General features: G+C 67.1%; 20 protein-coding genes. 10 read left to right on the forward strand and 10 right to left on the reverse strand.

What is annotated here, in order from left to right:
• Positions 1-45: 45 nt before the first annotated feature.
• Entirely contained in the window at positions 46-378 is a 333-nt protein-coding gene (locus N7607_RS13625; protein WP_279868443.1) for a multidrug efflux SMR transporter, read from the reverse strand.
• Between the two features lie 60 nt (positions 379-438).
• Here N7607_RS13625 and waaA point away from each other — a divergent pair, with 60 nt between their 5' ends.
• Entirely contained in the window at positions 439-1,713 is a 1,275-nt protein-coding gene (gene waaA, locus N7607_RS13630; RefSeq protein WP_279868442.1) for a lipid IV(A) 3-deoxy-D-manno-octulosonic acid transferase, read from the forward strand.
• On the opposite strand, the gene N7607_RS13635 is transcribed toward waaA, so the two are convergent.
• Together N7607_RS13635 and N7607_RS13640 are read right to left on the reverse strand one after the other, a co-directional pair.
• Positions 1,687-2,229, reverse strand: a complete 543-nt coding sequence (locus N7607_RS13635) for a metal-dependent hydrolase (protein WP_279868441.1) — start codon at positions 2,227-2,229, stop codon at positions 1,687-1,689. The genes waaA and N7607_RS13635 overlap by 27 nt on opposite strands.
• Positions 2,226-3,794, reverse strand: coding sequence for a histidine kinase (locus N7607_RS13640; protein ID WP_279868440.1), 1,569 nt, complete (start codon positions 3,792-3,794; stop codon positions 2,226-2,228). The genes N7607_RS13635 and N7607_RS13640 overlap by 4 nt, the downstream gene beginning before the upstream one ends.
• Positions 3,795-3,940: 146 nt before the next feature.
• On the opposite strand from N7607_RS13640, the gene serB reads away from it, so the two are divergent.
• Positions 3,941-5,155, forward strand: a complete 1,215-nt coding sequence (gene serB / locus N7607_RS13645; protein ID WP_279868438.1) for a phosphoserine phosphatase SerB — start codon at positions 3,941-3,943, stop codon at positions 5,153-5,155.
• Between the two features lie 124 nt (positions 5,156-5,279).
• Here serB and N7607_RS13650 read toward each other — a convergent pair whose 3' ends face one another.
• The 5 genes from N7607_RS13650 to N7607_RS13670 all read right to left on the reverse strand — a co-directional run bounded on the left by N7607_RS13650 (position 5,280) and on the right by N7607_RS13670 (position 12,688).
• Positions 5,280-7,346: an EAL domain-containing protein gene (locus N7607_RS13650; protein ID WP_279868437.1), complete on the reverse strand. Its 2,067-nt coding sequence runs from the start codon at positions 7,344-7,346 to the stop codon at positions 5,280-5,282.
• A gap of 66 nt (positions 7,347-7,412) precedes the next feature.
• Entirely contained in the window at positions 7,413-9,230 is a 1,818-nt protein-coding gene (locus N7607_RS13655; RefSeq protein WP_279868436.1) for a molecular chaperone, read from the reverse strand.
• Positions 9,231-9,432: 202 nt separating this feature from the next.
• Positions 9,433-10,299 (reverse strand): archaetidylserine decarboxylase, encoded by an 867-nt coding sequence (gene asd, locus N7607_RS13660; protein ID WP_279868501.1) that lies wholly within the window; start codon positions 10,297-10,299, stop codon positions 9,433-9,435.
• Positions 10,300-10,307: 8 nt separating this feature from the next.
• Positions 10,308-11,123, reverse strand: coding sequence for a rhodanese-like domain-containing protein (locus N7607_RS13665; RefSeq protein WP_279868435.1), 816 nt, complete (start codon positions 11,121-11,123; stop codon positions 10,308-10,310).
• A 44-nt stretch (positions 11,124-11,167) separates the two neighbouring features.
• The gene (locus N7607_RS13670; protein ID WP_279868434.1) at positions 11,168-12,688 is read right to left on the reverse strand and encodes an HDOD domain-containing protein; all 1,521 of its coding nucleotides are present in this window, start codon (positions 12,686-12,688) and stop codon (positions 11,168-11,170) included.
• Positions 12,689-12,807: 119 nt separating this feature from the next.
• On the opposite strand from N7607_RS13670, the gene motA reads away from it, so the two are divergent.
• Together motA and motB are read left to right on the forward strand one after the other, a co-directional pair.
• Positions 12,808-13,659 (forward strand): flagellar motor stator protein MotA, encoded by an 852-nt coding sequence (motA, locus tag N7607_RS13675; RefSeq protein WP_137975086.1) that lies wholly within the window; start codon positions 12,808-12,810, stop codon positions 13,657-13,659.
• 16 nt (positions 13,660-13,675) lie between these two features.
• A complete protein-coding gene (motB, locus tag N7607_RS13680) occupies positions 13,676-14,716 on the forward strand; it encodes a flagellar motor protein MotB (protein WP_279868433.1) in 1,041 nt (346 codons plus the stop codon).
• 42 nt (positions 14,717-14,758) lie between these two features.
• Here motB and rsgA read toward each other — a convergent pair whose 3' ends face one another.
• Positions 14,759-15,790, reverse strand: a complete 1,032-nt coding sequence (rsgA, locus tag N7607_RS13685; RefSeq protein ID WP_279868431.1) for a small ribosomal subunit biogenesis GTPase RsgA — start codon at positions 15,788-15,790, stop codon at positions 14,759-14,761.
• A gap of 87 nt (positions 15,791-15,877) precedes the next feature.
• Here rsgA and N7607_RS13690 point away from each other — a divergent pair, with 87 nt between their 5' ends.
• Both N7607_RS13690 and orn read left to right on the forward strand, forming a co-directional pair.
• Positions 15,878-16,648: a class I SAM-dependent methyltransferase gene (locus N7607_RS13690; RefSeq protein ID WP_279868430.1), complete on the forward strand. Its 771-nt coding sequence runs from the start codon at positions 15,878-15,880 to the stop codon at positions 16,646-16,648.
• Between the two features lie 36 nt (positions 16,649-16,684).
• Entirely contained in the window at positions 16,685-17,230 is a 546-nt protein-coding gene (orn, locus tag N7607_RS13695; protein ID WP_279868428.1) for an oligoribonuclease, read from the forward strand.
• A 17-nt stretch (positions 17,231-17,247) separates the two neighbouring features.
• Here orn and queG read toward each other — a convergent pair whose 3' ends face one another.
• A complete protein-coding gene (gene queG / locus N7607_RS13700) occupies positions 17,248-18,321 on the reverse strand; it encodes a tRNA epoxyqueuosine(34) reductase QueG (protein ID WP_279868427.1) in 1,074 nt (357 codons plus the stop codon).
• 64 nt (positions 18,322-18,385) lie between these two features.
• Between queG and N7607_RS13705 the strand changes: the two genes are divergently transcribed.
• From N7607_RS13705 to mutL, 4 genes are read left to right on the forward strand one after another with little or no spacing between them, the layout of a single operon-like run.
• Positions 18,386-19,882: an NAD(P)H-hydrate dehydratase gene (locus tag N7607_RS13705; protein WP_279868426.1), complete on the forward strand. Its 1,497-nt coding sequence runs from the start codon at positions 18,386-18,388 to the stop codon at positions 19,880-19,882.
• A gap of 56 nt (positions 19,883-19,938) precedes the next feature.
• Positions 19,939-20,355, forward strand: coding sequence for a tRNA (adenosine(37)-N6)-threonylcarbamoyltransferase complex ATPase subunit type 1 TsaE (tsaE, locus tag N7607_RS13710; protein WP_279868500.1), 417 nt, complete (start codon positions 19,939-19,941; stop codon positions 20,353-20,355).
• Positions 20,356-20,371: 16 nt separating this feature from the next.
• Positions 20,372-21,823, forward strand: coding sequence for an N-acetylmuramoyl-L-alanine amidase (locus N7607_RS13715; RefSeq protein ID WP_279868425.1), 1,452 nt, complete (start codon positions 20,372-20,374; stop codon positions 21,821-21,823).
• Positions 21,820-23,700: a DNA mismatch repair endonuclease MutL gene (gene mutL / locus N7607_RS13720; protein ID WP_279868423.1), complete on the forward strand. Its 1,881-nt coding sequence runs from the start codon at positions 21,820-21,822 to the stop codon at positions 23,698-23,700. The genes N7607_RS13715 and mutL overlap by 4 nt, the downstream gene beginning before the upstream one ends.
• Positions 23,701-23,714 lie beyond the last annotated feature (14 nt).

Consider the following 23,714-nt stretch of genomic DNA (forward strand, 5'->3'; position numbering starts at 1 on the left):
GCCGGGGCTCGCTGTGGAACAGGCGCGCAGTATAACCCGCGTCCGTCAGTGCCCGGTGCTGCCGGAGAACAGCTGGATCACCAGCACGCCGGCGATGATCAGGCCGATACCCGCCAGGGCGGCCAGATCGAGTTTCTGGCCGTAGATCACCAGGCCGGCGATGCTGATCAGCACGATGCCCAGGCCCGACCAGATGGCGTAGGTGACGCCCACCGGGATGCTCTTCATCACCAGGCTGAGCATCCAGAAGGCGATGCCATAGCCGATCACCACCAGGATCAGCGGCAGCGGTTTGCTGAAGCCCTCCACGGCCTTAAGCGCGGTGGTGGCGATGACTTCGGCGACGATGGCGATGGCCAGGTACAGATAACCGCTCATGGGGCTTCTCCTCGGGGGCGGCGCGCATTGTGGCACGTCCCTTTGCTAAGCTGCGCGCCCATGAACAGAACCCTCTACACCTTGATCCTGCATCTGGCTCTGCCGTTCATCTTCCTGCGTCTGCTGTGGCGCGCCTGGCGTGCGCCGGCCTACGGCAGGCGCATCGGTGAGCGTTTCGCCGTCGGCCTGCCGGCCTTCAGGGAGGGCGGCATCTGGATTCACGCCGTGTCGCTGGGCGAGAGCATCGCCGCGGCGCCGCTGATCCGCGAGCTGCTGGCGCGTCATCCCGAGCTTCCGATCACCGTGACCTGCATGACGCCGACCGGCTCCGAGCGCATCCAGGCGCTGTTCGGCGAGCGCATCCAGCACTGCTACCTGCCGTATGACCTGCCCTGGGCCTGCGCGCGTTTCCTCGATCGCCTGCAGCCGAAGCTGGCGGTGATCATGGAGACCGAGCTGTGGCCCAACCATATCCACGCCTGCCATGTGCGCGGCATTCCCGTGGCGCTGGCCAATGCACGGCTGTCCGAGCGCTCGGCGCGCGGCTATGCGCGCTTCGCCAGGCTGACCGCGCCGATGCTGGGTGAGCTGTCGCTGATCGCCGCGCAGACCGAAGCCGAGGCCGAACGCTTCCGTCAGCTGGGCGCCCGCCCTGCGAGCGTCGAGGTTACCGGCTCGATCAAGTTCGATCTCAGCGTCGAGGCCGAGCTGCCGCGCCGCGCCGCCGAGCTGCGTGAGCGTTGGGGCGCGGTCGCGCGGCCGGTGTGGATCGCCGCCAGCACCCATGCCGGCGAGGATGAGGTGATGCTGCAGGCCCATCGCCGGTTGCTCGACGAGCACCCGGATGCGCTGCTGATCCTGGTGCCGCGCCATCCCGAACGCTTCGACCAGGTGTTCGAGCTGTGCCGCCGGGAAGGCTTCGCCACGGTGCGCCGTTCCACCGCAGAGGCGCCGGGCGCCGGGGTGCAGGTTCTGCTCGGCGATACCCTGGGCGAGCTGTTGTTCCTCTATGCCCTGGCCGATCTGGCGCTGGTCGGCGGCAGCCTGATCGCCAATGGCGGGCACAACCTGCTGGAGCCGGCGGCGCTGGGCAAGCCGCTGCTCAGCGGCCCGCACCTGTTCAACTTCCTGGAGATCGCCGCCCAGTTGCGTGGCGCAGGTGATCTGCTGGAGGTAGGGGATGCGGCCCAGCTGCACGCGGCGCTGCGCATGCTGTTCGCCGATTCGGCGCAGGCGCAGCAGCGGGCGGATGCGGGGTTGGCGGTGCTGCGGGCCAACCAGGGCGCGCTGGCGCGCCTGCTCGGCGGGCTAGAGCGCTTGCTGGCGCGGGCGTAGCAACGCGCGCAGGACGACACCGACACAGGCCAGGGCCAGGCAGGGCAGCCAGACCCAGCGTGCCTCCGAGATCAGCACGTCCAGCCCGCGCTGGCTGAAGAAGCCATGCACGAAGGGCGATACCTCGATCGGCCGCCAGGGCAGGAAGAAGCGCTGCTCGCTCCAGGGCCAAAGCCAGGCCACGCCCAGACCGCCATCGGTAGCCGCATCCAGCAGGCTGTGCGAGGCGGTGGCCAGGCTGATCCACAGGAAGGCCTTGAGCGGTCCACAGTCGAGCAGGCGGCAGCACAGTGCGCCGAGCGCCCCGGCCAATCCGGCGAATAGCAGCGAGTGGCTGAAGCCCCGATGGCCGAAGGCGTCGGCATAGGCGATGCCGAACTTGAAGGCCAGCACATCGGCATCCGGCAGCAGTGTGAACAGCAGGCCCGCCAGCAGCAGGCGCGGCGGCACGAGGCGCGGGCCGAGGGCGACACCCAGTGCCAGCAACGGCAGCGGGTGGCTGATCAGGGTGGTCACGAGTGTTCGTGCATGCGCGCCAGCTGGCGCTCCAGCAACGATGGGTAGGGCTCGAGCAGGCGTTCGACGCAGCTGGCGCCCTCGGGGCTGGCTATGGCGCGGATGCGCGCGCGCTGGCGCAGCAACGGATCATCGGCCACGCTGCGCTGCACCAGCAGCAGGTTGCGGCTGTGCTGGGCCAGGGCCAGGGCATCCTGGGCCGCCTCGCTGAGCAGCACCTCGGCCTGGCTCGGGCTGATTTCCTCGTCGCTACGGGTCAGGCCCAGCTGCAGTTGCAGGGTGATGCCGCTGTCAGCCACCTCGATCTGCAGGGCGTGGCCGAGGGCGCGCAGCAGCTCGCCGCAGCACAGGGCGTGGGTCAGGTAGTCCTCGCCGCTCTGGGTGCTGTCGAATAGCAGCAGGCTGCTGCCGTCGTTGAGGGTGAACAGCTTGCCCTGGTACAACGCGGCGGCCTGCTCCAGGCAGTCGCGGTAGCGCTGCAATAGCTCCATCAGGCGCGCGCGCGGCAGGTGACGCAGCTGCTCCTGGGCGCCCAGCTGGATCGCCAGCACGGCGCTGCTGACCTGCTCCTGTGGCTCGTACGGGTCTAGCGGTGCTGGCGTTGGTAGCGCTGCTGGCTCTGGCTCCTGGATATCCTGATGCAGATCGCGCAGGTCGGCGAAGGGGTCGTCCTCGTCGTGGCGCACGGCCGGCACAGGGCGTGGCGCCGGCTCGGCGAATTCGTCCTGGTGGTAGTCGTCGCTATCGGCGCGCAGGTTCGGCATGTCGAAACCTGGTTCGCGCGGCTCGTCCTCGTGGAAGTCCTGCTCGTCATGCAGGTCGAGGTCGGCGTACTCGTCGTGCTCTTCGATCTGCGGTTCGGGCTCCGGCTTCTCCGGTACCAGGCGGGCCTGCAGTTGGCGGGCGAGGTCGCCGATCTCGTCTTGGCGGCCGGCGCCGGGGGCAGGGTCGTCCGGGTCGCGCAGCCACACGCGCAGCTGCATCAGCGGCGTGGAGATATGCCGGCCGAGGCGCAGGCTCAGGGACATGGCCAGGGCCAGCAGGATCAGGCTGAGCAGGCCCATGCTCTGCAGGCTGATGGTCATCGGCTGCTGGAACTGCTGCATGTCCAGGCTGATGCGCAGCTGGCCGGCGATGACTTCCTGGAAGGTGATCGGAGTGGAGTAGAGCCCGTCGGCTTCACCGAGGATGCTCTGGGTCGGGCGCGATCCGGCCTCGGCGAGGATGCGGTTGTCCACGCTGTAGATGGCGGCATGGGCCACCAGCGGGTTCTTCGCCAGGTTGCTGAGCAGCACGTTGAGGCTGAGGATGTCGTTGGACACCAGCAGTTCGGTGGCCGAGGCGGCGGTCTGCACGGTCAGGCTCTGGCCGAGGGCGTCGGCCTGCTGCTGCATGGCCTGCTTGAACTGCATGCCCATCACCCAGGCGTAGATCACCAACGCCAGGGCGACCAGCAGCAGGCTGTGGCTGGCAATGCGCAGGGCGAGCGGCACGCGGCGCTGGCGCAGGGCATTGAACAGCAGCAGGAAGAAATTGTCGGGCTTGACCTGAACGGGCCGGTTCACGGAGCGCGGCTCTTATCGACTGGAATTGCCGCGCAGTATAACCACCGCCCCCAGGCGGGCAAAGCGCCGCCCGTGCCATGCGCCAGGCGAAACGGGTTAGAATGTGCGCCTTTTCGCTGACCCATTTGCAAGCTGGAGTGTGCGCCTTGCGCGAAATCGTCCTGATCAACATCACCGGGGAAGATCGCCCGGGCCTGACCGCGGCCATCACCGGCGTGCTGGCGCAGGGCGGGGTGAACATCCTCGATATCGGCCAGGCGGTGATTCACGACACCCTCTCGTTCGGCATCCTGGTCGAGATCCCGGATACCGAGCAGGCCTCCTCGGTGCTCAAGGATGTGCTGTTCACCGGCTACGAGCTGGACCAGCAGGTGCGCTTCACCCCCGTCTCCGAGGCGGACTACCAGCAGTGGGTTGGCGGCCAGGGCAAGACCCGCTACATGGTCACCCTGCTGACGCGCAAGGTTACCGCCGAGCAGCTGCAGCGGGTCAGTTCGATCACCGCCAAGTACGGCCTCAATATCGACCATATCGATCGCCTGTCCGGGCGCATGCCGCTGGACATGCCGGCCGACCAGGGCAAGGGTTGCATCGAGTTCTCCGTGCGCGGCGAGCCGGCCGATGTCGACGCGCTGCGCGCCGAGTTTCTCAGTGTGGCCCAGGAGCTTGATGTCGATATCGCCTTCCAGCGCGACTCGGTGTTCCGCCGCAATCGTCGTCTGGCTGTGTTCGACATGGACTCCACGCTGATCGAGGCGGAAGTTATCGACGAACTGGCCAAGGCGCATGGCGTCGGCGACAAGGTGTCCGAGATCACCGAGCGCGCCATGCGAGGCGAACTGGATTTCCGCGCCAGCTTCAAGGAGCGCATGGCGCTGCTGCAGGGCCTGCCGGAAACCGTGCTGGCCGAGATCGGCGCCTCGCTGCGTCTGACCGAGGGCGCCGAAGTGCTGTTTGCCGAGCTCAAGCGCCTGGGCTACAAGACTGCCATCCTCTCCGGCGGCTTCACCTATTTCGCCAAGCAGCTGCAGGCCAAGCTGGGCATCGACTACGTGTTCGCCAACGAGCTGCAGATAGTCGACGGCAAGGTCACCGGCGTGGCGATCGAGCCGATCGTCGACGCCCAGCGCAAAGCCGATCTGCTGCGCGAGCTGGCCGAGAAGGAAGGACTGCGCCTGGAGCAGACCATCGCCGTGGGCGATGGCGCCAACGACCTACCCATGCTCGGCCTGGCCGGTCTCGGCGTGGCCTTCCGCGCCAAGCCGCTGGTCAAACAGTCGGCCAAGCAGGCGATCTCCACCCTGGGCCTCGACGGCATCCTCTACCTGCTCGGCTTCCGTGATCGCGACGGGCAGGACTGAACGCCGCTGCAATGAAAAACGGCAGGACAACCGTTCTTCACAGCGCAGCTGCTCGAAGGGCGGTGCACAGGGATATGCGCCATGAAAAAGCCCCGCGATTGCGGGGCTTTTTTGTGGGACGGGATTATTCGTCGCCGGCGGAGAAGTCGTAATCCATCGACTGGCTCGGGCCCTGCAGGTAGTGGCCCTGGATGTAGTTGACCCCGGCCTGCCAGAGGGTTGCCAGTACGGTGGCACTCTCCACGCAGGGCACAATGGTCAGCTTGGCCTGGGCATGCAGGCTGGCCAGCAGCGTTTTCAGCGCCTCCTGGTTCTCCGCGCTGGACAGATCCTGGGAGAAGGAACCGTCGACCTTCACGAAGTCCACGCTGAGGTGTTTGAGCGTGTTGAACGGGTTGATGGCGCAGCCGAACTGGCCGAGGGCGACTTTGCAGTGCAGCTCGGCCAGGCCCTGGGTGAGGGCCTTGGCCTGCTTGAGGTAGGCCACGGCGTCCGGTTCGCTGATCTGGAACACCAGCGAGTCCGACGGCAGTCGCGCGGCTTTGAGCGCCACGCTGAGCCAGGGCAGCAGGGTCTGGTCCTGCAGGCTGTTGGCCGACAGGTGCACGAACAGGCGGGTATTGTGGCCCTTGCTGCGGTGCTCGGAGAGCAGCTTGACCGAGTTGAGCACCACCCAGCGGTCGATCTTCTCGGCCAGGCCGGCGTCCTTGGCTGCGGCGAGGAAGTCCGCTGCCGGCACTTCTTCGCCCTGCGGGCTGAGCAGGCGCAGCAGCACTTCGTAGTGCTCGTCGCTGTCGCCGCGCAGACTGATGATCGGCTGGAACAGCAGGCGGAAGCTGTTGTTGTCCAGTGCCTGCTGGACCATCGCCACCAGACTGCCACGGCTGGCCGCGGCGGCCAGTTCGTCGGCCGGGTTGTACACCTTGATCGCGTTGCCTTCGACTTCGTCGGCGCAGCGGTGGGCGCGATCGATGACTTCCTGGGCCTTGCTGGTCTGCTCGCTGAGGCCGGCGACGCCGATCGACAGGGTGGTCTGCACGGTGCGTCCGGAAACGTCGAACAGATGGCCCTCGGTCTTCTTCAGCAGGCCGGTCAACTGCTCCTGGCTCTGCTGGGGCGCCACGCCCGGCAGCAGAACGGTGAACACGTCGTCGCCGAAGCGCGCCAGCTGGCTGGCCTCGCCGAAGTGGTTGCGCAGCAGGTTGGCCAGGTCGGTCAGCAGCAGATCGATGCCGGCCAGGCCGACTTCGCCGATGACCTCGCTGTAGCGGTCGACGCGGATATAGGCGAGGCTGGCGACCTGACCCTCGGTCACCGCGCGCTGGGCGGCACTGTCCATCAGTTCGAGGAAGTACGAGCGGTTGAACAGGCCGGTCACCAGGTCCTGACTGCTGATCTCGCGCAGTCTCTCTTCCAGTTCGGCGTTGTCGTTCTCGGCGCGGATCACCACCTGGATGCACGGCTCGCCATCATAGGTGGCCGGGGAGAACGACATGCGTGCTGCGAAGCGCTGGCCATCGGGCTTGACCCCGCCGCAGCTGAGTTCGGCGCTGCCTTCACCGTTGGCGTAGCTCTTCAGGAAGTCCTTGAAGCGGGTCTGGTCCTCGCCGGCGATCAGGTCGATCATCGGCATGCCTTCCAGCTCCTCGGCATCCTCGTAGTCGAACAGCTTGAGATAGGCACGGTTGGCATAGATGTGCATGCCATCGTGGACGTAGGTGATGGCGTCCACCGAGCTGTCCAGCAGCAGCTGGCAACGTTTCTCCGCTTCCCGCAGGGCCACTTCGGCAGCGCGGCGGGCGCGGCGTTCCTCGAGGTTGGCCAGTTCGCGGTTGGCCACCAGGATCAGGCGTTCGTCATCGCCTTGCGGCAGGGCATCCTGGGCGCCGAGCATCAGGGCTTCGGTGATGGCATCGGATTCGTTGTCGGCCACCAACTGGATCACCGGGATATCCTTGGCCTGGCGGCGGATGGCGGTGATCGCTTCGTTGGGGTCGATGTGCTCGCTGGTCGGCGCGCTGATCAGTAGATCCCAGCTCTGTTGCAGGGCCTCTGCCAGATTATCGCTGGACGTGATGCGGTGAACGCGGGTCGCTCGTCCGGCATTGCGGAACAGGCTGACCAGGCGTTCGGCCTCGTTCTGCGAATCCTCGAGGATCAGCAGCCGTATGGTTTTTTTTTCGATGGCCATGAGGTTTTGCTTGGAAGGCGCCGAAGAACGGGCGCAAAAAGGCGACGGATGGTCTGTTCCGGCAATCTACAGCGACTTCCAGAGTGAGTCAAAGTCTTCATCTCCGCCCTTGCCAGGCTCCTTCGGTGCTGTGACGGAGGTCCCGGATGGAGCCTTGGTCTCGTCCAGCACGCGGTATTCGAACTGGCTGAAACTGCCGGTGCTGGTCTGCTTGCGACTGAGTATGGCGCGGGTTTCTTCGCCGTTGTGGTTGATCACCACCTTGTTGCTTTCCTGGAAGGGCAGTCGGGGTGTGATCAGCGTAGCCGGACGCGAGATCACGCGAATCTCAGGCAGCAGCAGGGCGCGCAGGTATTGGCTGTTCTGTTCGCTCTTGCGCACCAGTTGCACGCCGCAAGGTTGCGCATGGGGCGCGATCAGCTCGATGCCCATCTGTGTGCCGCCGCCACGCACCTGGCGAATCCAGCGCACCACTGCCACGCTCCAGCCCTGATCGGGGGCGTCCTGGGTGCCCAGCAGCTCGCCGGCCTGCAACTGCACCGGGACTTCCTTGGGCCAGCTCAGGCAGTAACCGCCGGGGCTGTGGTTGACGATGGGCAGCTCGTAGCTGGGATAGGCGCCCGCCACTTCCTCGGCGGGTTGCTCGCCGGCCTTGGGGGCGGCCTTGTACTGAATCTCCTCCATGGGAATGCCGTCTTCCCACTGGCTCTCGCGTTGGGCGTCGAAGGCGACGGCCCAGACGTCCGGTCCTCCGCCCGAGCCCGGTTTGGCGGCCTTGAACTGAGCGCCGCGGGGCGTCTCCTGCTGTTTCAGTACGTCGGAGAAGCCGCGCTTGCCGGCCAGGTTGAAGTGCACGGCCGACATGCCGATGCACAGAGTCAGGCTGCCGCGTCCCGGGTTGCGCTGGAAGGTGCGCTCGGCGATGTCGCCCCAGGCCGAGGCCAGGTGCTGCAGCAGGTCGATGGGCATGCCCTCGGGAATCTGCAGGCGGCGTGGCTCGCTGCTATCCGGCGGTAGCAGCAGATGCTCCTTGAGTGCGTCGACCAGTGCGTGTGGATCGAGGCCCAGCAGGTTATGGCGCTCGCCATCGCCGAACAGCGATTTGTAACGTGGCGGGCCATCCAGTTGCGGGGCGATGGCGAATAGGCTGTTCGGATCATCGGCGCGGTGCAGGCTGGCCAGCGAACTCCAGCTTTCCAGGGCCTCGGCCAGGCGAGCGATGCCACTCTGGCGCATCTGATTGCAGCGTGCACAGCCGAGCAGCAAGGCGCCGAGGTAGATCTGCTCCTGGCTCAGGCTCTTGCCGTTGCGGGCCAGGTCATCACGCACTTGCACCTGCTGCAGACCATGCAGGCGAGCGATGCGGTACAGCTGGTGCAGTTCCAGCCACAGGCCTTCGGGAACCGGGCAATACAGCTGACTGGCGCGTATCAACGGGCCGCACAGGGCATGGCTGGCACGCTGCAGGGCGACGGTCAGCAGTTGTGCGCGCTCCTTGGCGAAGCGTGGCAGCTCCTGGGTGATGATCAGCTTGTAGCCAATGGCCATGTGGTTCTGCAGGGCCTGGCACAGGTTGGCCACCTTGCGCGGGCGCTCGTCAAGCACGATGGACTGATTGAGGAAGTGGCGCTCCAGATGGCTGGTGACGAAGTACACCTCGGGGCGCAGCAGTTCAAGCAGTTGCAGGCGGTTGTCGCTGGGCGTGATCAGCTGGTTCAGCTCGATCAGGCTCTGGTACAGCTGGCGCGCGGTCTCGCCGATGTTGGCCTTGGGCAGGGCGGCGATCCAGCGCTTCAACTCGCGCGGGTTGGCATCACAGAAGGACAGGCCCTGTCTGTCAGGAGTTGGGACGCGAAGGAGCAGGTGAGGGCTCTGTTTATCCATACCAGGGAGAGATCCGTAACTGGCGGGGCGGCGTCCTGGCCACCGGGTTTTTCGGAACTCTAGCAGCATCGCGGCAGGGCCGCAGCCCTGCTCGGGACAATTGCGGAGTCTTGCCGATTCTGACTCCGAGCGCCGCGGGATGTTCCTTAAGCCGTTCGACGAGGCCGCCGCCGATTGCCTGGCAGAAGCCCGGGGAGAAGGCTCAGGTGCGCGGCAGTGCCAGTGCCTGGCCCATGCGCACCGGGCTGCCGGCGACCACGCCTTCGGCCCACTGCACCTGTTGAGGTCCGAACAGCACGATGGCGGTCGAGCCCAATTTGAAACGACCCAGCTCGCCACCCTTGCTCAGCTCGATGGCGGCGCGGGCCGCCTCGTCGTAGCGGGTGGTCTTCAGCTCGCGCTTGGGCGGGGTCACCAGGCCGGCCCACACCGTCTCGACGCTGGCGACGATCATGGCACCGACCAGTACCACGGCCATCGGCCCGCGCTCGGTATCGAACAGGCACACCACGCGCTCGTTGCGGGCGAACAGCTCGGGGACGTTCTCCGCGGTGGTCTGGTTGACCGAGAACAGGCGCCCCGGCACATAGACCATCTCCTTCAGCGTGCCGGCCAGCGGCATGTGCACGCGGTGATAGTCCTTGGGTGACAGGTAGACGGTGGCGAAGTCGCCACCCATGAACGGCGCGGCGCGCTCGGCATCGCCACCGAGCAGTTCCTGTACGCTGAAGCTGTGGCCCTTGGCCTGGAAGCAGCGGCCCTGCTCGATAGCGCCGAGCTGGCTGATCGCGCCGTCGGCCGGGCAGAGGATGGCGCCGGGCGTCTCGTCCAGCGGGCGGGCGCCGTCTTTCAGGGCGCGGGTGAAGAAGGCGTTGAAGTGCTCGTACGCGGTCAGCTCCTCGACCTGGGCCTCGGCCATGTTCACCTGGTACTGCTTGGCGAACCAGCCGATCAGGCGATCCTTGAACCAGGCGGCGCGGCACTCGGCGGCGAAGCCGATCAGGCGCGACAGCAGGTGGTGCGGCAGCAGGTACTGGCTGAGGATAAACAGGCGCTGTTTCATCGGTATTCCTTGCATCAATGTTCGATCGGGGTGTCGGGCAGGTTGCCCCATTCGGACCAGGAGCCGGCGTAGGCCCTGACTCGCGGATAGCCCAGCGCCTTGGCCACCAGGTAGGTGAAGCCGGAGCGGCGATGGGTCTGGCAATGGGTGATCACTTCCTTGTCCTTGGTGATGCCGAGACCTTCCAGGACTTCGGCCATATCGGTGCGGATGCGCAGGCCGCGCTGCGGGTCCATGCCGGCAGTCCACTCGAAGTTGACCGCGCCGGGTACGTGGCCGCCGCGTGCGGCGAGCACCTTCTCGCCGCTGAACTCGGCTGATGAGCGGGCGTCCCACACCGCCAGGTCGGCTGCGCCCAGGCGGCTCTGCAGATAGTCGCGGCTGGCGGTCGGGCCGTCATGCAAGGTCAGGCTCGCGCTGTCGGTGGCGACCGGCGGAGTCGCCTGGCTCAGCTCGCGACCCTCGCTCAGCCAGGCCTGCAGACCGCCGTTGAGGAAGTGGTAGCGGCCGTGGCCGATCACGTCGAGCAGCCAGATGAAGCGCCCGGCCCAACCGCCACCCTCGTCGTCGTACACCACGTAGACCGCGTCGGGGTTGTGGCCCAGCTCGCCGAACAGGGCTTCCAGCTGCGCCTGCTGCGGCAGCAGTCCGGGTGCCGGCGGCTGACCCAGCTGGGTGCGCTTGCTGTCGATCCAGCGGGCGCCAGGTATGTGCCCCTCGGCATAGCGGGCGGCCGGGCTCAGGTCGACCAGAATCAGCTCGGGTGCCTGCAGGCGGGTAGCCAGGTCGGCCGGCTCGATCACCAGCGGCAGGCCGGAGAAGGCGGACATGCGGAGCCTCCGGAAATGGGAAAGGGCGGATTGTAGCGGAAAGGTCAGGTGCCGCGGCGGGCAAAGGTGGCCAGGGCGCGCTCGATGCATTGCACGGTTTTGCCGAACACTTGCAGGGGCGTGGCGCCGATATCGCCGCCGCCCTGGTCCGCCACCAGCAGCATCACCACCCGACCATTGCTGGCCAGTGAGCGCAGCAGCAGGTGCTCGCCATTGAACAGGGCCTTGAGCGTGCCTGGCAGCAGAGCGGAGACCTGGGCCAGGTTTTCCGGGCTCAGGCGCAGCTGGCCGGGCTCAGCCAGCAGGCGGCGCAGTACCTGGCTCTGTGCCGGATCGAGGCGTAGCTGCGCCGCTGCGTCCGGCAGGCCGGCGACCTGCTGGGCCATCAGGCGGCTGTGGGTGCGGTCGGCCAGCAGTATCAGCACCCGCTGCATGCCGCTGGCTTGCAGGGCCTGGCAAGCGCTGTCGGTCAGCTGCAGCACGTTGGCGAATGGTGAGGGTTGGGCTAGGAGCTTGCTGCAGTGCTGTTTCCACAAATCCAGTTGTGGGTTGACCGCCGGGGCGGGGGCCTGCAGGTCCTTCAGGCGACAGGCGTCCCAGGGCCACAGCAATGCTTCGGCCGGGTGCCATAGGTCGGGCATTTCGTACTGGCGGGCGCTCTGTGCGGCCTGCTGGTGAACCAGTTGTTGCATCTCCGGCAGGGCGACCTGCAGGTACAGTCCGGTCAGGCGCTGCCAGCGCAGGTGGTGCTCGCAGGCCCAGTTGTGGTGGCTGGAAATGGCCAGACCGTTGGCCAGCAGAATGCTGTTGCCCGGTTGGGTCAGCCAGCGGCGCAGGTTGGTATCTTCGTCGAGTACCTGCTGCTGGTGCAGCGGATGCTCGTTGTCGCGGGCGATGTGCAGGGCCTTGACCAGCAGGCGGCGATCCTCCACCAGCAGGCGATAGCCCTGGACGATCCACTCCGGCATGCGCCAGTGCCGGGCCAGGGCCAGGCACAGCGTCGGCAGCGACACGCCGAGCAGTTCGCGTTCGACCTTGCAGGGCGGCTCGCCGCGGCCGAGCACGCGGCGCTCCCAGGCCTCGAACAGCTGCGGATGGATGGCCACCAACGGCCACAACGGGGCGAGGAACAGCAGGCTGCCCCAGTGAATTTCCTGCCACAGGCGTGCCAGGCGGCCGGCGAACAGGCCATTGGCCTGTTGCGCGGCGTGCAGGCTGATCAGCTGCAACTGGCGCAGGGGCAGGGGGATCTGCGCCTCGTCCAACACCGGCATCTGCTCGACAAGCGTTTCCGCACGTTTCAGCCCGAGGCGATTGAGCGCCATCTCCAGGCTCTCGGCCGGCTCGCCAAGACTGCCGGTATGGCGATTGGTCTCGCGCAGGACGGCCAGGGCAATGGCCGGGCTGTCCTGCATCTGCTCGGCGATCTCGCGCAGGGATTTGCGACTGTCCTGCAGGGTGCGGCGCACCGCCTCGTGGTGGCGAGCGGCGATGGGCAGGCGAACCTCGTCCAGCTGCTTGAGCCAGGCGTCGAGACTGCGCGGTATGGGCTTGTCTGTGGGCATGCGGGTTGAGCCAAACTGGCTTTTCGCCTTTACTGCCTATAGTCTGGCGCAATACTTCCGATAATTAGAAGGGTTGTTTTACAGAACCCTTTCGACTGACTCTTCAAGCTTAAATTCCCATGGTCAAGATCATCGGCATCCTGGTTGTTTTCGGCTGCGTTTTCGGCGGCTTCATTCTGTCCGGCGGCAAGTTCATGGCGCTGGTGCACCCCTTCGAGGTGATGATCATCGGTGGCGCTGCCCTGGGGGCCTTCCTCCAGGCCAACCCCGGCAGCGCCTTCATGACCGTGTTCAAGAAGTCGCTGGCGATGTTCAGCAGCCGCTTCACCCACGCCTTCTATCTGGAAGTGCTGAAGCTGCTCTACGAGATCCTCAACAAGAGTCGCCGCGAGGGCATGATGGCCATCGAAGCCGACGTCGAGGATCCCAACGCCAGCCCGATCTTCAGCAAGTACCCGGCCATCCTCAAGGATGCGCAGATGACCGCGTTCATCTGCGATTACCTGCGCATCATGTCTTCCGGCAACATGGCGCCGCACGAGCTGGAAAACCTCTTCGACATGGAAATCTCCAGCCTAAAGGAAGAGCTGGAACACCCGGCCCACGCAGTGTCCAAGGTGGCCGACGGCATGCCGGCCATGGGTATCGTGGCGGCGGTACTGGGTATCGTGATCACCATGTCCATCCTCGCCACTGCGGACAACGCGCAGATCGGCGAAAAGGTGGGTACGGCGCTGGTCGGTACCTTCCTCGGTATTCTCGCCTCCTATGGCTTCTTCGCTCCGCTGGCCGACGCCCTGACGCACGACGCCAAGGAAGAGCTGAACCTGTACGAGTCGATCAAGGCCACCCTGGTGGCATCCGCCTCCGGCATGCCGCCGACGCTGGCCGTGGAATTCGGCCGCAAGGTGCTGCTACCGGCGCATCGGCCGAGCTTCAGCGAGCTCGAACAGGCCATGCGTGGCAACTGAGTTGGGTTGCTGAGCCATGGAGAACAACCAGCCTATACTGGTCAAGCGGGTCAAGAAGGTTGCCGGTGGCCACCACGGTGGTGCCTGGAAGATCGCCTTCGCCGACTTCGCCACGGCCATGATGGCGTTCTTCATGGTGATGTGGCTGATGTCCTCGGCCACGCCTGAACAGAAGAAGGCCATTTCCGGCTACTTCCAGGACCCCATCGGCTTCACCGAAAGCGCCAGCCCCTACGTCATCGACCTGGGCGGCACGCCGACGCCGGCGCCCGACCGAACCCTCAATCCCGAGTTGAAGGACGCGCCGGACGCCGCCGAGGCGGCGGTCGATGCCAAGGACGACCAGGCCGAGATGGATGCCAGCAAGGCCGAGACGCTGGCCGAGCAGGTCGAGCGCGAGCGTCTGGAGTTGCTGTTGCAGGAGCTGCAGACCAAGGTCGACGAAGATCCGCAGCTGCAGAAGTTCAAGGACCAGATCCTCTTCGAGATCACCCAGGACGGCCTGCGCATCCAGATCATGGATGCCGAGAACCGGCCGATGTTCGACATCGGCAGCGCCCGCCTGCAGCCCTATTTCGAAGACATCCTGCTGATCCTCGCCGAGACCATCAAGGCGGTGCCGAACAAGATCAGCGTCAGCGGCCATACCGACGCCAAGCCCTTCGCCGGCCAGGCCGAGTTCGGCAACTGGGAGCTGTCGGCCAGCCGCGCCAACGCCGCGCGGCGCACCCTGGTCGCCGGCGGCTATCCGGAGCCGCGGGTGGCGCGGGTGGTGGGGTATGCTTCGTCGGCACTGTTCGACCGCAAGGACCCGTTCAACCCGGTGAATCGCCGGATCGACATCATCGTCCTGACCAAGAAGGCCCAGCGCGCCATCGAGGGCGAGCAGGATGGCGACGGCGCGGCTGAGACCGCCGAACCGCCTGCGCCCACCGAGGCGGTGGCCCCGGGCTCGGAATCGGCGGCGCCGGGCGAGCCGGCCCAGGCGGACGAACTGCGCCAGCGCCTGAACATCTTCGAGGACGGCGCGCTGCAGTTCGACCAGCCCCAGGAATGAAAGAGGCCGCGATCATCGCGGCCTCTTCGTTTAGCGTCTCTATCAATAGTCGGGTTCGGGCAGGCTGGCCAGGATGTGCCGGTAGCTGGCCATCCGCTGTGGCTGGATGCGCCCCTCTTCCAGGGCCTTGAGCAGGGCGCAGCCCGGCTCGCGGTCGTGCTTGCAGTCGCGGAAGCGGCAGGTGCCGAGCAGGTCGCGGAACTCGATGAAGCCGGCTTCCACATCGTCACGGCTGACATGGCCGAGGCCGAACTCGCGGATGCCGGGCGAGTCGATCAGCTCGCCGCCGCCGGGGAAGTGGAACAACCTGGCGGTGGTGGTGGTGTGGGTGCCCTTGCCGGTGACTTCCGACAGTGGCCCGACGCGGGTATCGACGCCCGGCAGCAGGCTGTTGACCAGCGACGACTTGCCGACCCCGGACTGGCCGACGAACACGCTGACATGGCCGTCCAGGCGTGCCCGCAGCTGGTCCATGCCGTCGCCTTCGTGGGCCGATACTTCCAGCAGCGGATAGCCCAGCTGACGGTAGGTGGTGAGCAGGCCGTTGAGGTGTTCGGAGTTTTCCTCATCGACCAGGTCGGCCTTGTTCAGCAGCAGCTGCGGCTGGATGCCGGCGTGCTCGGCGGCGATCAGGTAGCGGTCGATCAGGTTGGCGTGGGCGTGCGGCAATGGGGCGAAGACGATCACGATCAGGTCGACGTTGCCGGCCACCGGCTTGAGCACGCCGCGCATGTCCGGGCGGCACAGTTCGGAAGTGCGTGGCAGCTGGGCGACGATCACCCCGTTGCCCTGGTTGCCGGGGCGCCACACCACGCGGTCGCCGGTGACCAGCGCCGGCAGGTTGGCGCGCAGGTGGCAGCGTTGCACCTGGCCGGCCAACTCGCCTTCCAACGCCTCGACTTCCACCTGCACGCCGAAGTGGGCGATCACAAGGCCGGTCTGCTCCGGGCCCAGGTCGCCACCCTCCAGCTCTTCGAGCATGCGCGACTCGCGCTTGGCGGCACGAGCGGCGCGCTCTTCCTGGACCTTGTCGATGCGCCAGTTCTGCCGGCGGGTGAGTTGGCGTTTGGCCATGGCCTTTCCGATCAATAAGAAAACGGCGGCGAGTTTAGCACGGGCCCCGGCTGGCCTCGGCTTCGGCCTGCTGGTACAACAGGCGCCATGTTCGAACTTCTGCGCTCCCGCTATCCTGCCGCCGTCGCGCTGCTGGCCCAGCTCCTGGCTGTGCTCGGCGTGGCGTTGGCGCTGTTTGCCCTGGCGCGTCTGGGGGGCTGGCGTCCGACGCTGTGGCAGGCGGCGTTGGTGCAGGGCGTGCTGGCGGCGGCCCTGGGGCACTGGCTGGGGCTGCGTCGCTGGTGGCTGCCGCTGAACCTGGCCTTCGTGCCCGGGTTGCTGGCGCTGCAGAGCCGCGAGTGGCCGGCCTGGTGGTTCCTCGCGGCCTTCGTCCTGCTGCTGCTGGTCAACTGGAACAGCTTCCGCGAGCGCGTACCGCTCTATCTAAGCGGCGCGCGTACGCGCCAGCGCCTGAGCGAGCGGTTGGCCGGGCTGCCAGCAGATTTCCGCTTCGTCGACCTGGGCTGCGGCCTGGGCGGCACCCTGGCGCAGCTGGCGCGCGACTATCCGGCCGCGCGGCTGGTGGGCGTGGAGACGGCGCCGCTGGTGTTCCTCTTGGCCTGGCTGCGCTGCCTGCCGTACCGCAACTGTCAGGTGCGCTACCGCAGCCTGTGGCAGGAAGACCTGGCCGCCTACGACGCCGTGTACTGCTTCCTCTCGCCCGCACCCATGGCCGAGCTGTGGGCCAAGGTGCGCCGCGAGATGCGCCCCGGCAGCCTGCTGATCAGCAATAGCTTCGAGATTCCCGGCGTGGCACCGGGTGAAGTCATCGAGCTGCACGACTGGCGCGATTCGCGATTGCTGCTCTGGCACCTCTGAGCGGCTAAACTGGCGCCTATCTAGAAGGAGCCGACCATGCCGCAGAACCCCAACAACCTGATCTGGATCGACCTGGAAATGACCGGGCTGGAGCCGGAGCGGGACGTGATCATCGAGATGGCCACCATCGTCACCGACAGCGAGCTGAACATCCTCGCCGAGGGCCCGGTGATCGCCGTGCACCAGAGTGACGAGCTCTTGGCCGGCATGGACGAGTGGAACACCCGCACCCATGGCGACAGCGGCCTGACCCAGCGCGTGCGCGAGAGCAAGATCGGCCCGGCCGAGGCCGAGGCGCAGACCATCGCTTTCCTCGAACAGTGGGTGCCGAAGGGCAAGTCGCCGATCTGCGGCAACAGCATTGGCCAGGACCGGCGCTTCCTCTACAAGTACATGCAGAATCTGGAAGCCTACTTCCATTACCGTTACCTAGACGTGTCGACCCTGAAGATCCTCGCCGGTATGTGGGCGCCGCAGGTCAAGGACTCGTTCCAGAAGCAGGGCACCCACCAGGCGCTGGACGATATCCGCGAGTCCATTGCCGAGCTCAAGCACTACCGCCAGCACTTCCTGAAAGTGTGAGAGGCAAAAAAGGCCCGCTAATGCGGGCCTTTTTCATGGTGGCGGGCCAGCGCCCAGTCCACATGTTCGCGCACCAACTCTGAGGGATGCTCGCGGCGCGCCTGCAGGGCTTCGAGCACCGGAATGGTCGAGGGCGCGTTGCCCAGGCCCACGGCCAGATTGCGCAGCCAGCGTTCGTAGCCGGCGCGGCGCAGTGGCGAGCCCTCGGTGCGGCTGAGGAATTCTTCCTCGCTCCACAGGAACAGCTCGACCAGGCCGCCACTGTCCAGGCCATGGCGCGGCTGGAAGTCGCCCTGCTGGGTGGGGCGGGCGAAGCGGTTCCACGGGCAGACGATCTGGCAGTCGTCGCAGCCGAACACGCGGTTGCCGATCGGCGCGCGCAGCTCCTCGGGAATCGGGCCCTTCAGCTCGATGGTCAGGTAGGAGATGCAGCGCCGCGCGTCCAGTACATAGGGGCCGACGAAGGCGTTGGTCGGGCATATATCTAGGCAGGCGCTGCAGCGCCCGCAGTGTTCGCTGGCGTGCGGTGCGTCGACCGGTAGCGGCAGGTCGACGAACAGCTCGCCGAGGAAGAACCAGCTGCCGGCCTTGCGGTTGAGCACCAGGGTGTTCTTGCCGATCCAGCCGAGGCCGGCCTTCTCGGCGATGGCCTTTTCCAGCACCGGGGCGCTGTCGACGAAGGCGCGGTGGCCGAACGGGCCGACGACGCCTTGGATGCGCTCGGCCAGTTGCTGCAGGCGCTTGCGAATCAGCTTGTGGTAGTCGCGGCCCAGGGCATAGCGCGACACATAGGCGCTCTCCGGCTCGGCCAGGCGCTGGGCCATCTGTGTGTCGCCAGGCAGGTAGTCCATGCGCAGCGACACAACGCGCAGGGTGCCGGGCACCAGTTCGTCCGGGTGCGAGCGCTTGCTGCCGTGGGCGGCCATGTAGTCCATCTCGCCCTGGTGGCCTGCGTCCAGCCAGCGCTGCAGGTGTTGCTCGTGCTCGCCCAGCTCGACGTCGGTGATGCCGACCTGCTGGAAGCCCAGCTCGCGGCCCCAGTCCTTGATGGACTGCGCCAGTTGAGCGAGGTCGAGGGTGGAATCGGGCATGACGGGACGGCAGGGCAGGGGAGATGGGTATAATTCTGCCAGACCTCGCCCGAATCGCCGAACCATGCCTGTCAGTCACGACCTGCCTCTTCCTCTCTATAGCGCCGCCCAGGTGCGCGAACTGGATGCCCGCCTGATCGCTGCCGGCACGCCTGGCTTCGAGTTGATGCAGCGCGCTGCCCATGCCGTCTGGCGCGCGTTGCGCCAGCGTTGGCCTCAGGCCGGGGCAATCACCGTGCTGACCGGCGCCGGCAACAATGCCGGCGACGGCTACCTGGTGGCCGAGCTGGCGCACAAATTCGGCTGGAGCGTGCGCGTGCTGGCCGTCGCTGCACCGGAGAAGCTGAGCGGCGATGCGGCGGCGGCTCGCGATGCTGCGCGGGCGGCCGGAGTCGCCATAGAGGGTTGGAGCGACAGCAGCGAACTGCGCGGCGTGCTGGTCGATGGGCTGCTGGGCACCGGCTTCAAGGGCGACCTGCGTCCGCCTTATGACAGCGCCGTCGAGGCGATCAATGCCTCCGGCCTGCCGGTGCTGGCGCTGGACCTGCCTTCCGGCCTGTGTGCCGATACCGGCCGGGTGGCCGAGCAGGCGGTGCGCGCCGATCTGACCGTCAGCTTTATTGGCCTCAAGCTCGGCCTGTTCACCGGCGATGCGCCGGACTGGGTTGGCGAGCTGTCGTTCGACGATCTGCAGGCCGATCCGCAGTTGGTTGCCCAGCAGGCATGCGTGGCCATGCGCTTGGCCGGTGCGGCGCTGCCGCAACCGGCGCCGCGCGCGCGTACCGCGCACAAGGGCCAGTTCGGTCATGTGCTGGTGATCGGTGGCGATCGCGGCTTTGGTGGTGCCGCCCTGCTCAGCGCCGAGAGCGCCCTGCGCGCCGGCGCCGGCCTGGTGTCGTTGGCGACCCGCCCGGAGCATGTGGCGGCCAGCCTGGCGCGTCTGCCGGAGGTGATGTGCCAGGCCAGCGAATCCACCTATCAGCTGCCCGGCCTGTGCGAGCGTGCCGATGTGCTGGTGGTCGGCCCCGGTCTCGGTCAGCGCGCCTGGGGCCGCAGCCTGCTCAGCGCGGCGGCGGCCAGCCCGCGGCCGCAGGTGTGGGATGCCGATGCGCTCAATCTGCTGGCGGATGGAGTCGTGACGTTGCCGGCCGACAGTGTGATCACCCCGCATCCGGGCGAGGCTGGCCGGCTGCTGGGGTGTTCGACGGCCGAGGTGCAGTTCGATCGTCCCGCAGCGGCATTGGCGCTGGCGCAGAAGTATCAGGCGGTGGTGGTGCTCAAGGGCGCCGGCAGTCTGGTGGCCGCGCCAGACGGTCGCCTGCGTCTGTGTGATCGCGGCCATCCGGCTATGGCCACCGCCGGCCTCGGCGATGTGCTGGCCGGTCTGATCGGCGCGTTGCGCGGCCAGGGCTTGGACGCCTTCGACGCCGCCTGTCTGGGCGTCTGGCTGCACGCCTGTGCCGGCCAGCAGCTCGGCGAGCAGGGCCGCGGTCTGGCGGCCAGCGATCTGATTCCGACCATTCGTCAGTTGTTGCAGGAGCATGCGCCGTGTCTGAGGTGACCCCGTCCAAGGCGATTCCACCAGTAGTGACTCTCTATGCCGAAGGCGAAGACGCCATGCACGCGCTGGGCGCCCGCATCGCCCAGGCGACCGGCGGTCGTGGCGTGATCTACCTGCATGGCGATCTCGGTGCCGGCAAGACCACCCTGTCGCGCGGCATCCTGCGTGGCCTGGGCCATGGCGGTGCGGTGAAGAGCCCGACCTTCACCCTGGTCGAGCCTTACGAATTGGGCGAGGTGCGGGTGTTCCACTTCGACCTGTATCGCCTGGCCGACCCGGAGGAGCTGGAGTTCCTCGGCATCCGTGACTACTTCGAGGGGGACGCCCTGTGCCTGATCGAGTGGCCGCAGCGCGGCGCCGGCGTTTTGCCAAAGGCGGACCTGGACATTACCATTAGCCCGCAAGGAGTCGGCCGCGCGCTGCAGTTGCAGCCACATAGCGCGAGGGCCGAGGCGTGGTGTGCTGCCTTATAAGAGTTTGTAAATAAAAATGGGGAAGGCTATGCGCATGCGTGCGCTGTTTGGCGGGATCGGGGTAATGCTGGCCGCGCTGGCTGCCGATGTACTGGCCGCCACGGAAATCCGCAGCGTGCGGCTGTGGCGTGCCCCGGATAACACGCGCCTGGTCTTCGACATGTCCGGCCCGGTGCAGCACAGCGTGTTCACCCTGGCCGCCCCCAATCGCATCGTCATCGACGTCAACGGCGCCCTGCTCTCCACCAAACTGGAGCAGCTGTCGCTGAGCAACACCCCGATCACCGGTATCCGTTCGGCCCAGCGCTCGCCCACCGATCTGCGCCTGGTTCTCGACCTGTCCGCCGCCGTGACGCCGAAGAGTTTCAGCCTGGCGCCCAATCAGCAGTACGGCCATCGCCTGGTGGTCGACCTGTTCGATCAGGAAGCCGGCGCGGCGCCGAGCGTGCCCCAGGCGCCACAGGTCAACGCACCGAACGTCGCTAGCAATCCTCCACCCGTGGTCGCCGCGCCTGGCGTCGCGCCGGCCAAGCTGCCGCCAGTGCCCGGCGGCAAGCGCGATATCGTCATCGCCATCGACGCCGGCCATGGCGGCGAGGACCCCGGCGCCCTCGGCCCGGGCCGCAAGATATACGAGAAGAACGTGACCCTGGCCATCGCCAAGGAGTTGCAGCGCCAGATCAACGCCGAGAAAGGCTTCCGTGGCGAGTTGGTGCGCACCGGCGACTACTTCATCCCGCTGCGCAAGCGCACCGAGATCGCCCGCAAGAAGGGCGCCGACCTGTTCGTCTCCATTCACGCCGACGCCGCGCCGCGTGCCGCCGCCTTCGGTGCCTCGGTGTATGCCCTGTCCGACCGTGGCGCCACCTCCGAGACCGCGCGCTGGCTGGCCGACAGCGAGAACCAGTCCGACCTGATCGGCGGCGCCGGCAGCGTCAGCCTGGACGACAAGGACCGCGTGCTGGCCGGCGTGCTGCTCGACCTGTCGATGACCGCCTCGCTGTCGTCGAGCCTCAACGTGGGGCAGAAGGTGCTCAGCAACATGGGCAGCATCACTTCGTTGCACAAGCGCCGGGTCGAGCAGGCTGGGTTCATGGTGCTGAAGTCGCCGGACATTCCGTCGATCCTGGTGGAGACCGGTTTCATCTCCAACCCCAACGAGGCGAAGAAGCTGTCCACCGTGGGTCACCAGCAGGCCCTGGCGCGCTCGATCACCGCGGGCGTGCGGCAGTTCTTCCAGCAGAACCCGCCGCCCGGCACCTACATCGCCATGCTGCGTGACTCCGGCAAGATCGCCGCTGCCCCGCGCGAGCATGTGGTCACCTCCGGCGAGAGCCTGGCGCTGATCGCCCAGCGCTACCAGGTCAGCCTGGCGTCGCTGCGTAGTGCCAACTCGCTGCGCAGCGACACCATCAAGGTCGGCCAGACCCTGAGCATTCCGGCGACCGCCCTGGCGGCCCAGCCATGAGCGAGCTGCGTCGCATCCAGCTGCTGAGCCCGCGGCTGGCGAACCAGATTGCCGCCGGTGAAGTGGTCGAACGCCCGGCCTCGGTGATCAAGGAGCTGCTCGAGAACAGCCTGGACGCCGGTGCGCGCCGGGTCGACGTGGAAGTCGAGCAGGGCGGCATCAAGCTGCTGCGGGTGCGCGACGACGGCGGCGGCATTCCCGCCGACGACCTGCCGCTGGCCCTGGCCCGTCACGCCACCAGCAAGATCCGCGAGCTGGAAGACCTGGAGGCGGTCTGTAGCCTGGGCTTCCGCGGCGAGGCATTGGCCTCGATCAGCTCCGTCGCCCGCCTGACCATGACCTCGCGCACCGCCGATGCCGAGCAGGCCTGGCAGGTGGAGACCGAGGGGCGCGACATGGAGGCCAGGGTACAGCCCGCGGCGCACCCGGTCGGTACTTCGGTGGAAGTGCGCGACCTGTTCTTCAATACCCCCGCGCGGCGCAAGTTCCTGCGTGCCGAGAAGACCGAGTTCGATCACCTACAGGAAGTCATCAAGCGCCTGGCCCTGGCCCGCTTCGACGTGGCCTTCCACCTGCGCCATAACGGCAAGACGGTGTTCGCCCTGCACGAGGCGCCGGACGCCATCAGTCGCGCCCGTCGCGTGGCCAGTGTCTGTGGCCCGGCCTTCCTCGAGCAGGCGCTACCGATCGAGGTCGAGCGCAGCGGCCTGCGCCTGTGGGGCTGGGTCGGGCTGCCAACCTTCTCCCGCAGTCAGGCGGACCTGCAGTACTTCTACGTCAACGGCCGCATGGTGCGCGACAAGCTGGTGGCCCACGCCGTGCGCCAGGCCTACCGCGACGTGCTGTTCAACGGCCGGCACCCGACTTTCGTGCTGTTCCTCGAGATCGACCCGGGCGTGGTCGACGTCAACGTGCACCCGACCAAGCATGAAGTGCGCTTCCGCGACAGCCGCATGGTCCACGACTTCCTCTACGGCACCCTGCACCGTGCGCTGGGCGAAGTGCGCCCGGAGGATCAGTTGGCGGCGCCTGCCGCCGTGCAGCAGATGGTTCGCCCCAGCGGCCTGGCCGCCGGCGAATTCGGCCCCCAGGGTGAGATGGGCCTGGCTGCCCAGGTGCTGGAGCAGCCGGTGGCCCAGGTGTCGGTCTGGCGTTCACCGGGTGCCGGCTACCAGGCGCCGCGCAGCGAGTCGGCGTTGCCGGCGGCCGAGGCCCAGGGCGCCTATCGCGAGTATTTCGCGCCGTTGCCCGAGTCCCAGGCGCCGGTTGGACTGCCGCAGAGCCAGGGCGATATCCCGCCGCTGGGCTATGCGCTGGCGCAGCTCAAGGGCGTGTACATCCTCGCCGAGAACGCCGTCGGCCTGGTGCTGGTGGACATGCATGCGGCCCACGAGCGCATCACTTACGAGCGGCTGAAGACCGCCATGGCCAGCGAAGGCCTGCGCGGTCAGCCGCTGCTGGTGCCGGAATCCATTGCCCTGAGCCAGCGCGAGGCGGATTGCGCCGAGGAGCATGGCCAGTGGTTCCAGCGTCTGGGCTTCGAGCTGCAGCGCCTGGGCGAGGAAAGCCTGGCGATCCGGCAGATTCCGGCGCTGCTCAAGCAGGCCGAGGCCACCCAGCTGGTGCGCGATGTGCTCGCCGATCTGCTCGAATACGGCACCAGTGACCGCATCCAGGCTCATCTCAACGAGCTGCTGGCGACCATGGCCTGTCATGGCGCCGTGCGCGCCAACCGCCGCCTGACCCTGCCGGAGATGAACGCTCTGCTGCGCGACATGGAACACACCGAACGCAGCGGCCAGTGCAACCACGGCCGCCCGACCTGGACGCAGCTGGGCATGGACGATCTCGACAAGCTGTTCCTGCGCGGCCGCTGAGGCCGCGACTCCGC

This window comes from Pseudomonas sp. GD04019 (assembly GCF_029837695.1).
Classification (GTDB): Bacteria; Pseudomonadota; Gammaproteobacteria; order Pseudomonadales; family Pseudomonadaceae; genus Aquipseudomonas.

Excerpts from the sequence above, each read along its gene's own strand:
- tsaE (WP_279868500.1), top strand. The coding sequence starts at position 19,939 with ATGCACGCGCTGGGCGCCCGCATCGCCCAGGCGACCGGCGGTCGTGGC.
- mutL (WP_279868423.1), top strand. The coding sequence starts at position 21,820 with ATGAGCGAGCTGCGTCGCATCCAGCTGCTGAGCCCGCGGCTGGCGAAC.
- N7607_RS13670 (WP_279868434.1), bottom strand. The coding sequence starts at position 12,688 with ATGCCCACAGACAAGCCCATACCGCGCAGTCTCGACGCCTGGCTCAAG.
- N7607_RS13655 (WP_279868436.1), bottom strand. The coding sequence starts at position 9,230 with ATGGATAAACAGAGCCCTCACCTGCTCCTTCGCGTCCCAACTCCTGAC.
- N7607_RS13715 (WP_279868425.1), top strand. The coding sequence starts at position 20,372 with ATGGGGAAGGCTATGCGCATGCGTGCGCTGTTTGGCGGGATCGGGGTA.
- queG (WP_279868427.1), bottom strand. The coding sequence starts at position 18,321 with ATGCCCGATTCCACCCTCGACCTCGCTCAACTGGCGCAGTCCATCAAG.
- waaA (WP_279868442.1), top strand. The coding sequence starts at position 439 with ATGAACAGAACCCTCTACACCTTGATCCTGCATCTGGCTCTGCCGTTC.
- orn (WP_279868428.1), top strand. The coding sequence starts at position 16,685 with ATGCCGCAGAACCCCAACAACCTGATCTGGATCGACCTGGAAATGACC.
- N7607_RS13705 (WP_279868426.1), top strand. The coding sequence starts at position 18,386 with ATGCCTGTCAGTCACGACCTGCCTCTTCCTCTCTATAGCGCCGCCCAG.
- N7607_RS13665 (WP_279868435.1), bottom strand. The coding sequence starts at position 11,123 with ATGTCCGCCTTCTCCGGCCTGCCGCTGGTGATCGAGCCGGCCGACCTG.
- N7607_RS13690 (WP_279868430.1), top strand. The coding sequence starts at position 15,878 with ATGTTCGAACTTCTGCGCTCCCGCTATCCTGCCGCCGTCGCGCTGCTG.
- motA (WP_137975086.1), top strand. The coding sequence starts at position 12,808 with ATGGTCAAGATCATCGGCATCCTGGTTGTTTTCGGCTGCGTTTTCGGC.
- N7607_RS13650 (WP_279868437.1), bottom strand. The coding sequence starts at position 7,346 with ATGGCCATCGAAAAAAAAACCATACGGCTGCTGATCCTCGAGGATTCG.
- N7607_RS13625 (WP_279868443.1), bottom strand. The coding sequence starts at position 378 with ATGAGCGGTTATCTGTACCTGGCCATCGCCATCGTCGCCGAAGTCATC.
- motB (WP_279868433.1), top strand. The coding sequence starts at position 13,676 with ATGGAGAACAACCAGCCTATACTGGTCAAGCGGGTCAAGAAGGTTGCC.
- rsgA (WP_279868431.1), bottom strand. The coding sequence starts at position 15,790 with ATGGCCAAACGCCAACTCACCCGCCGGCAGAACTGGCGCATCGACAAG.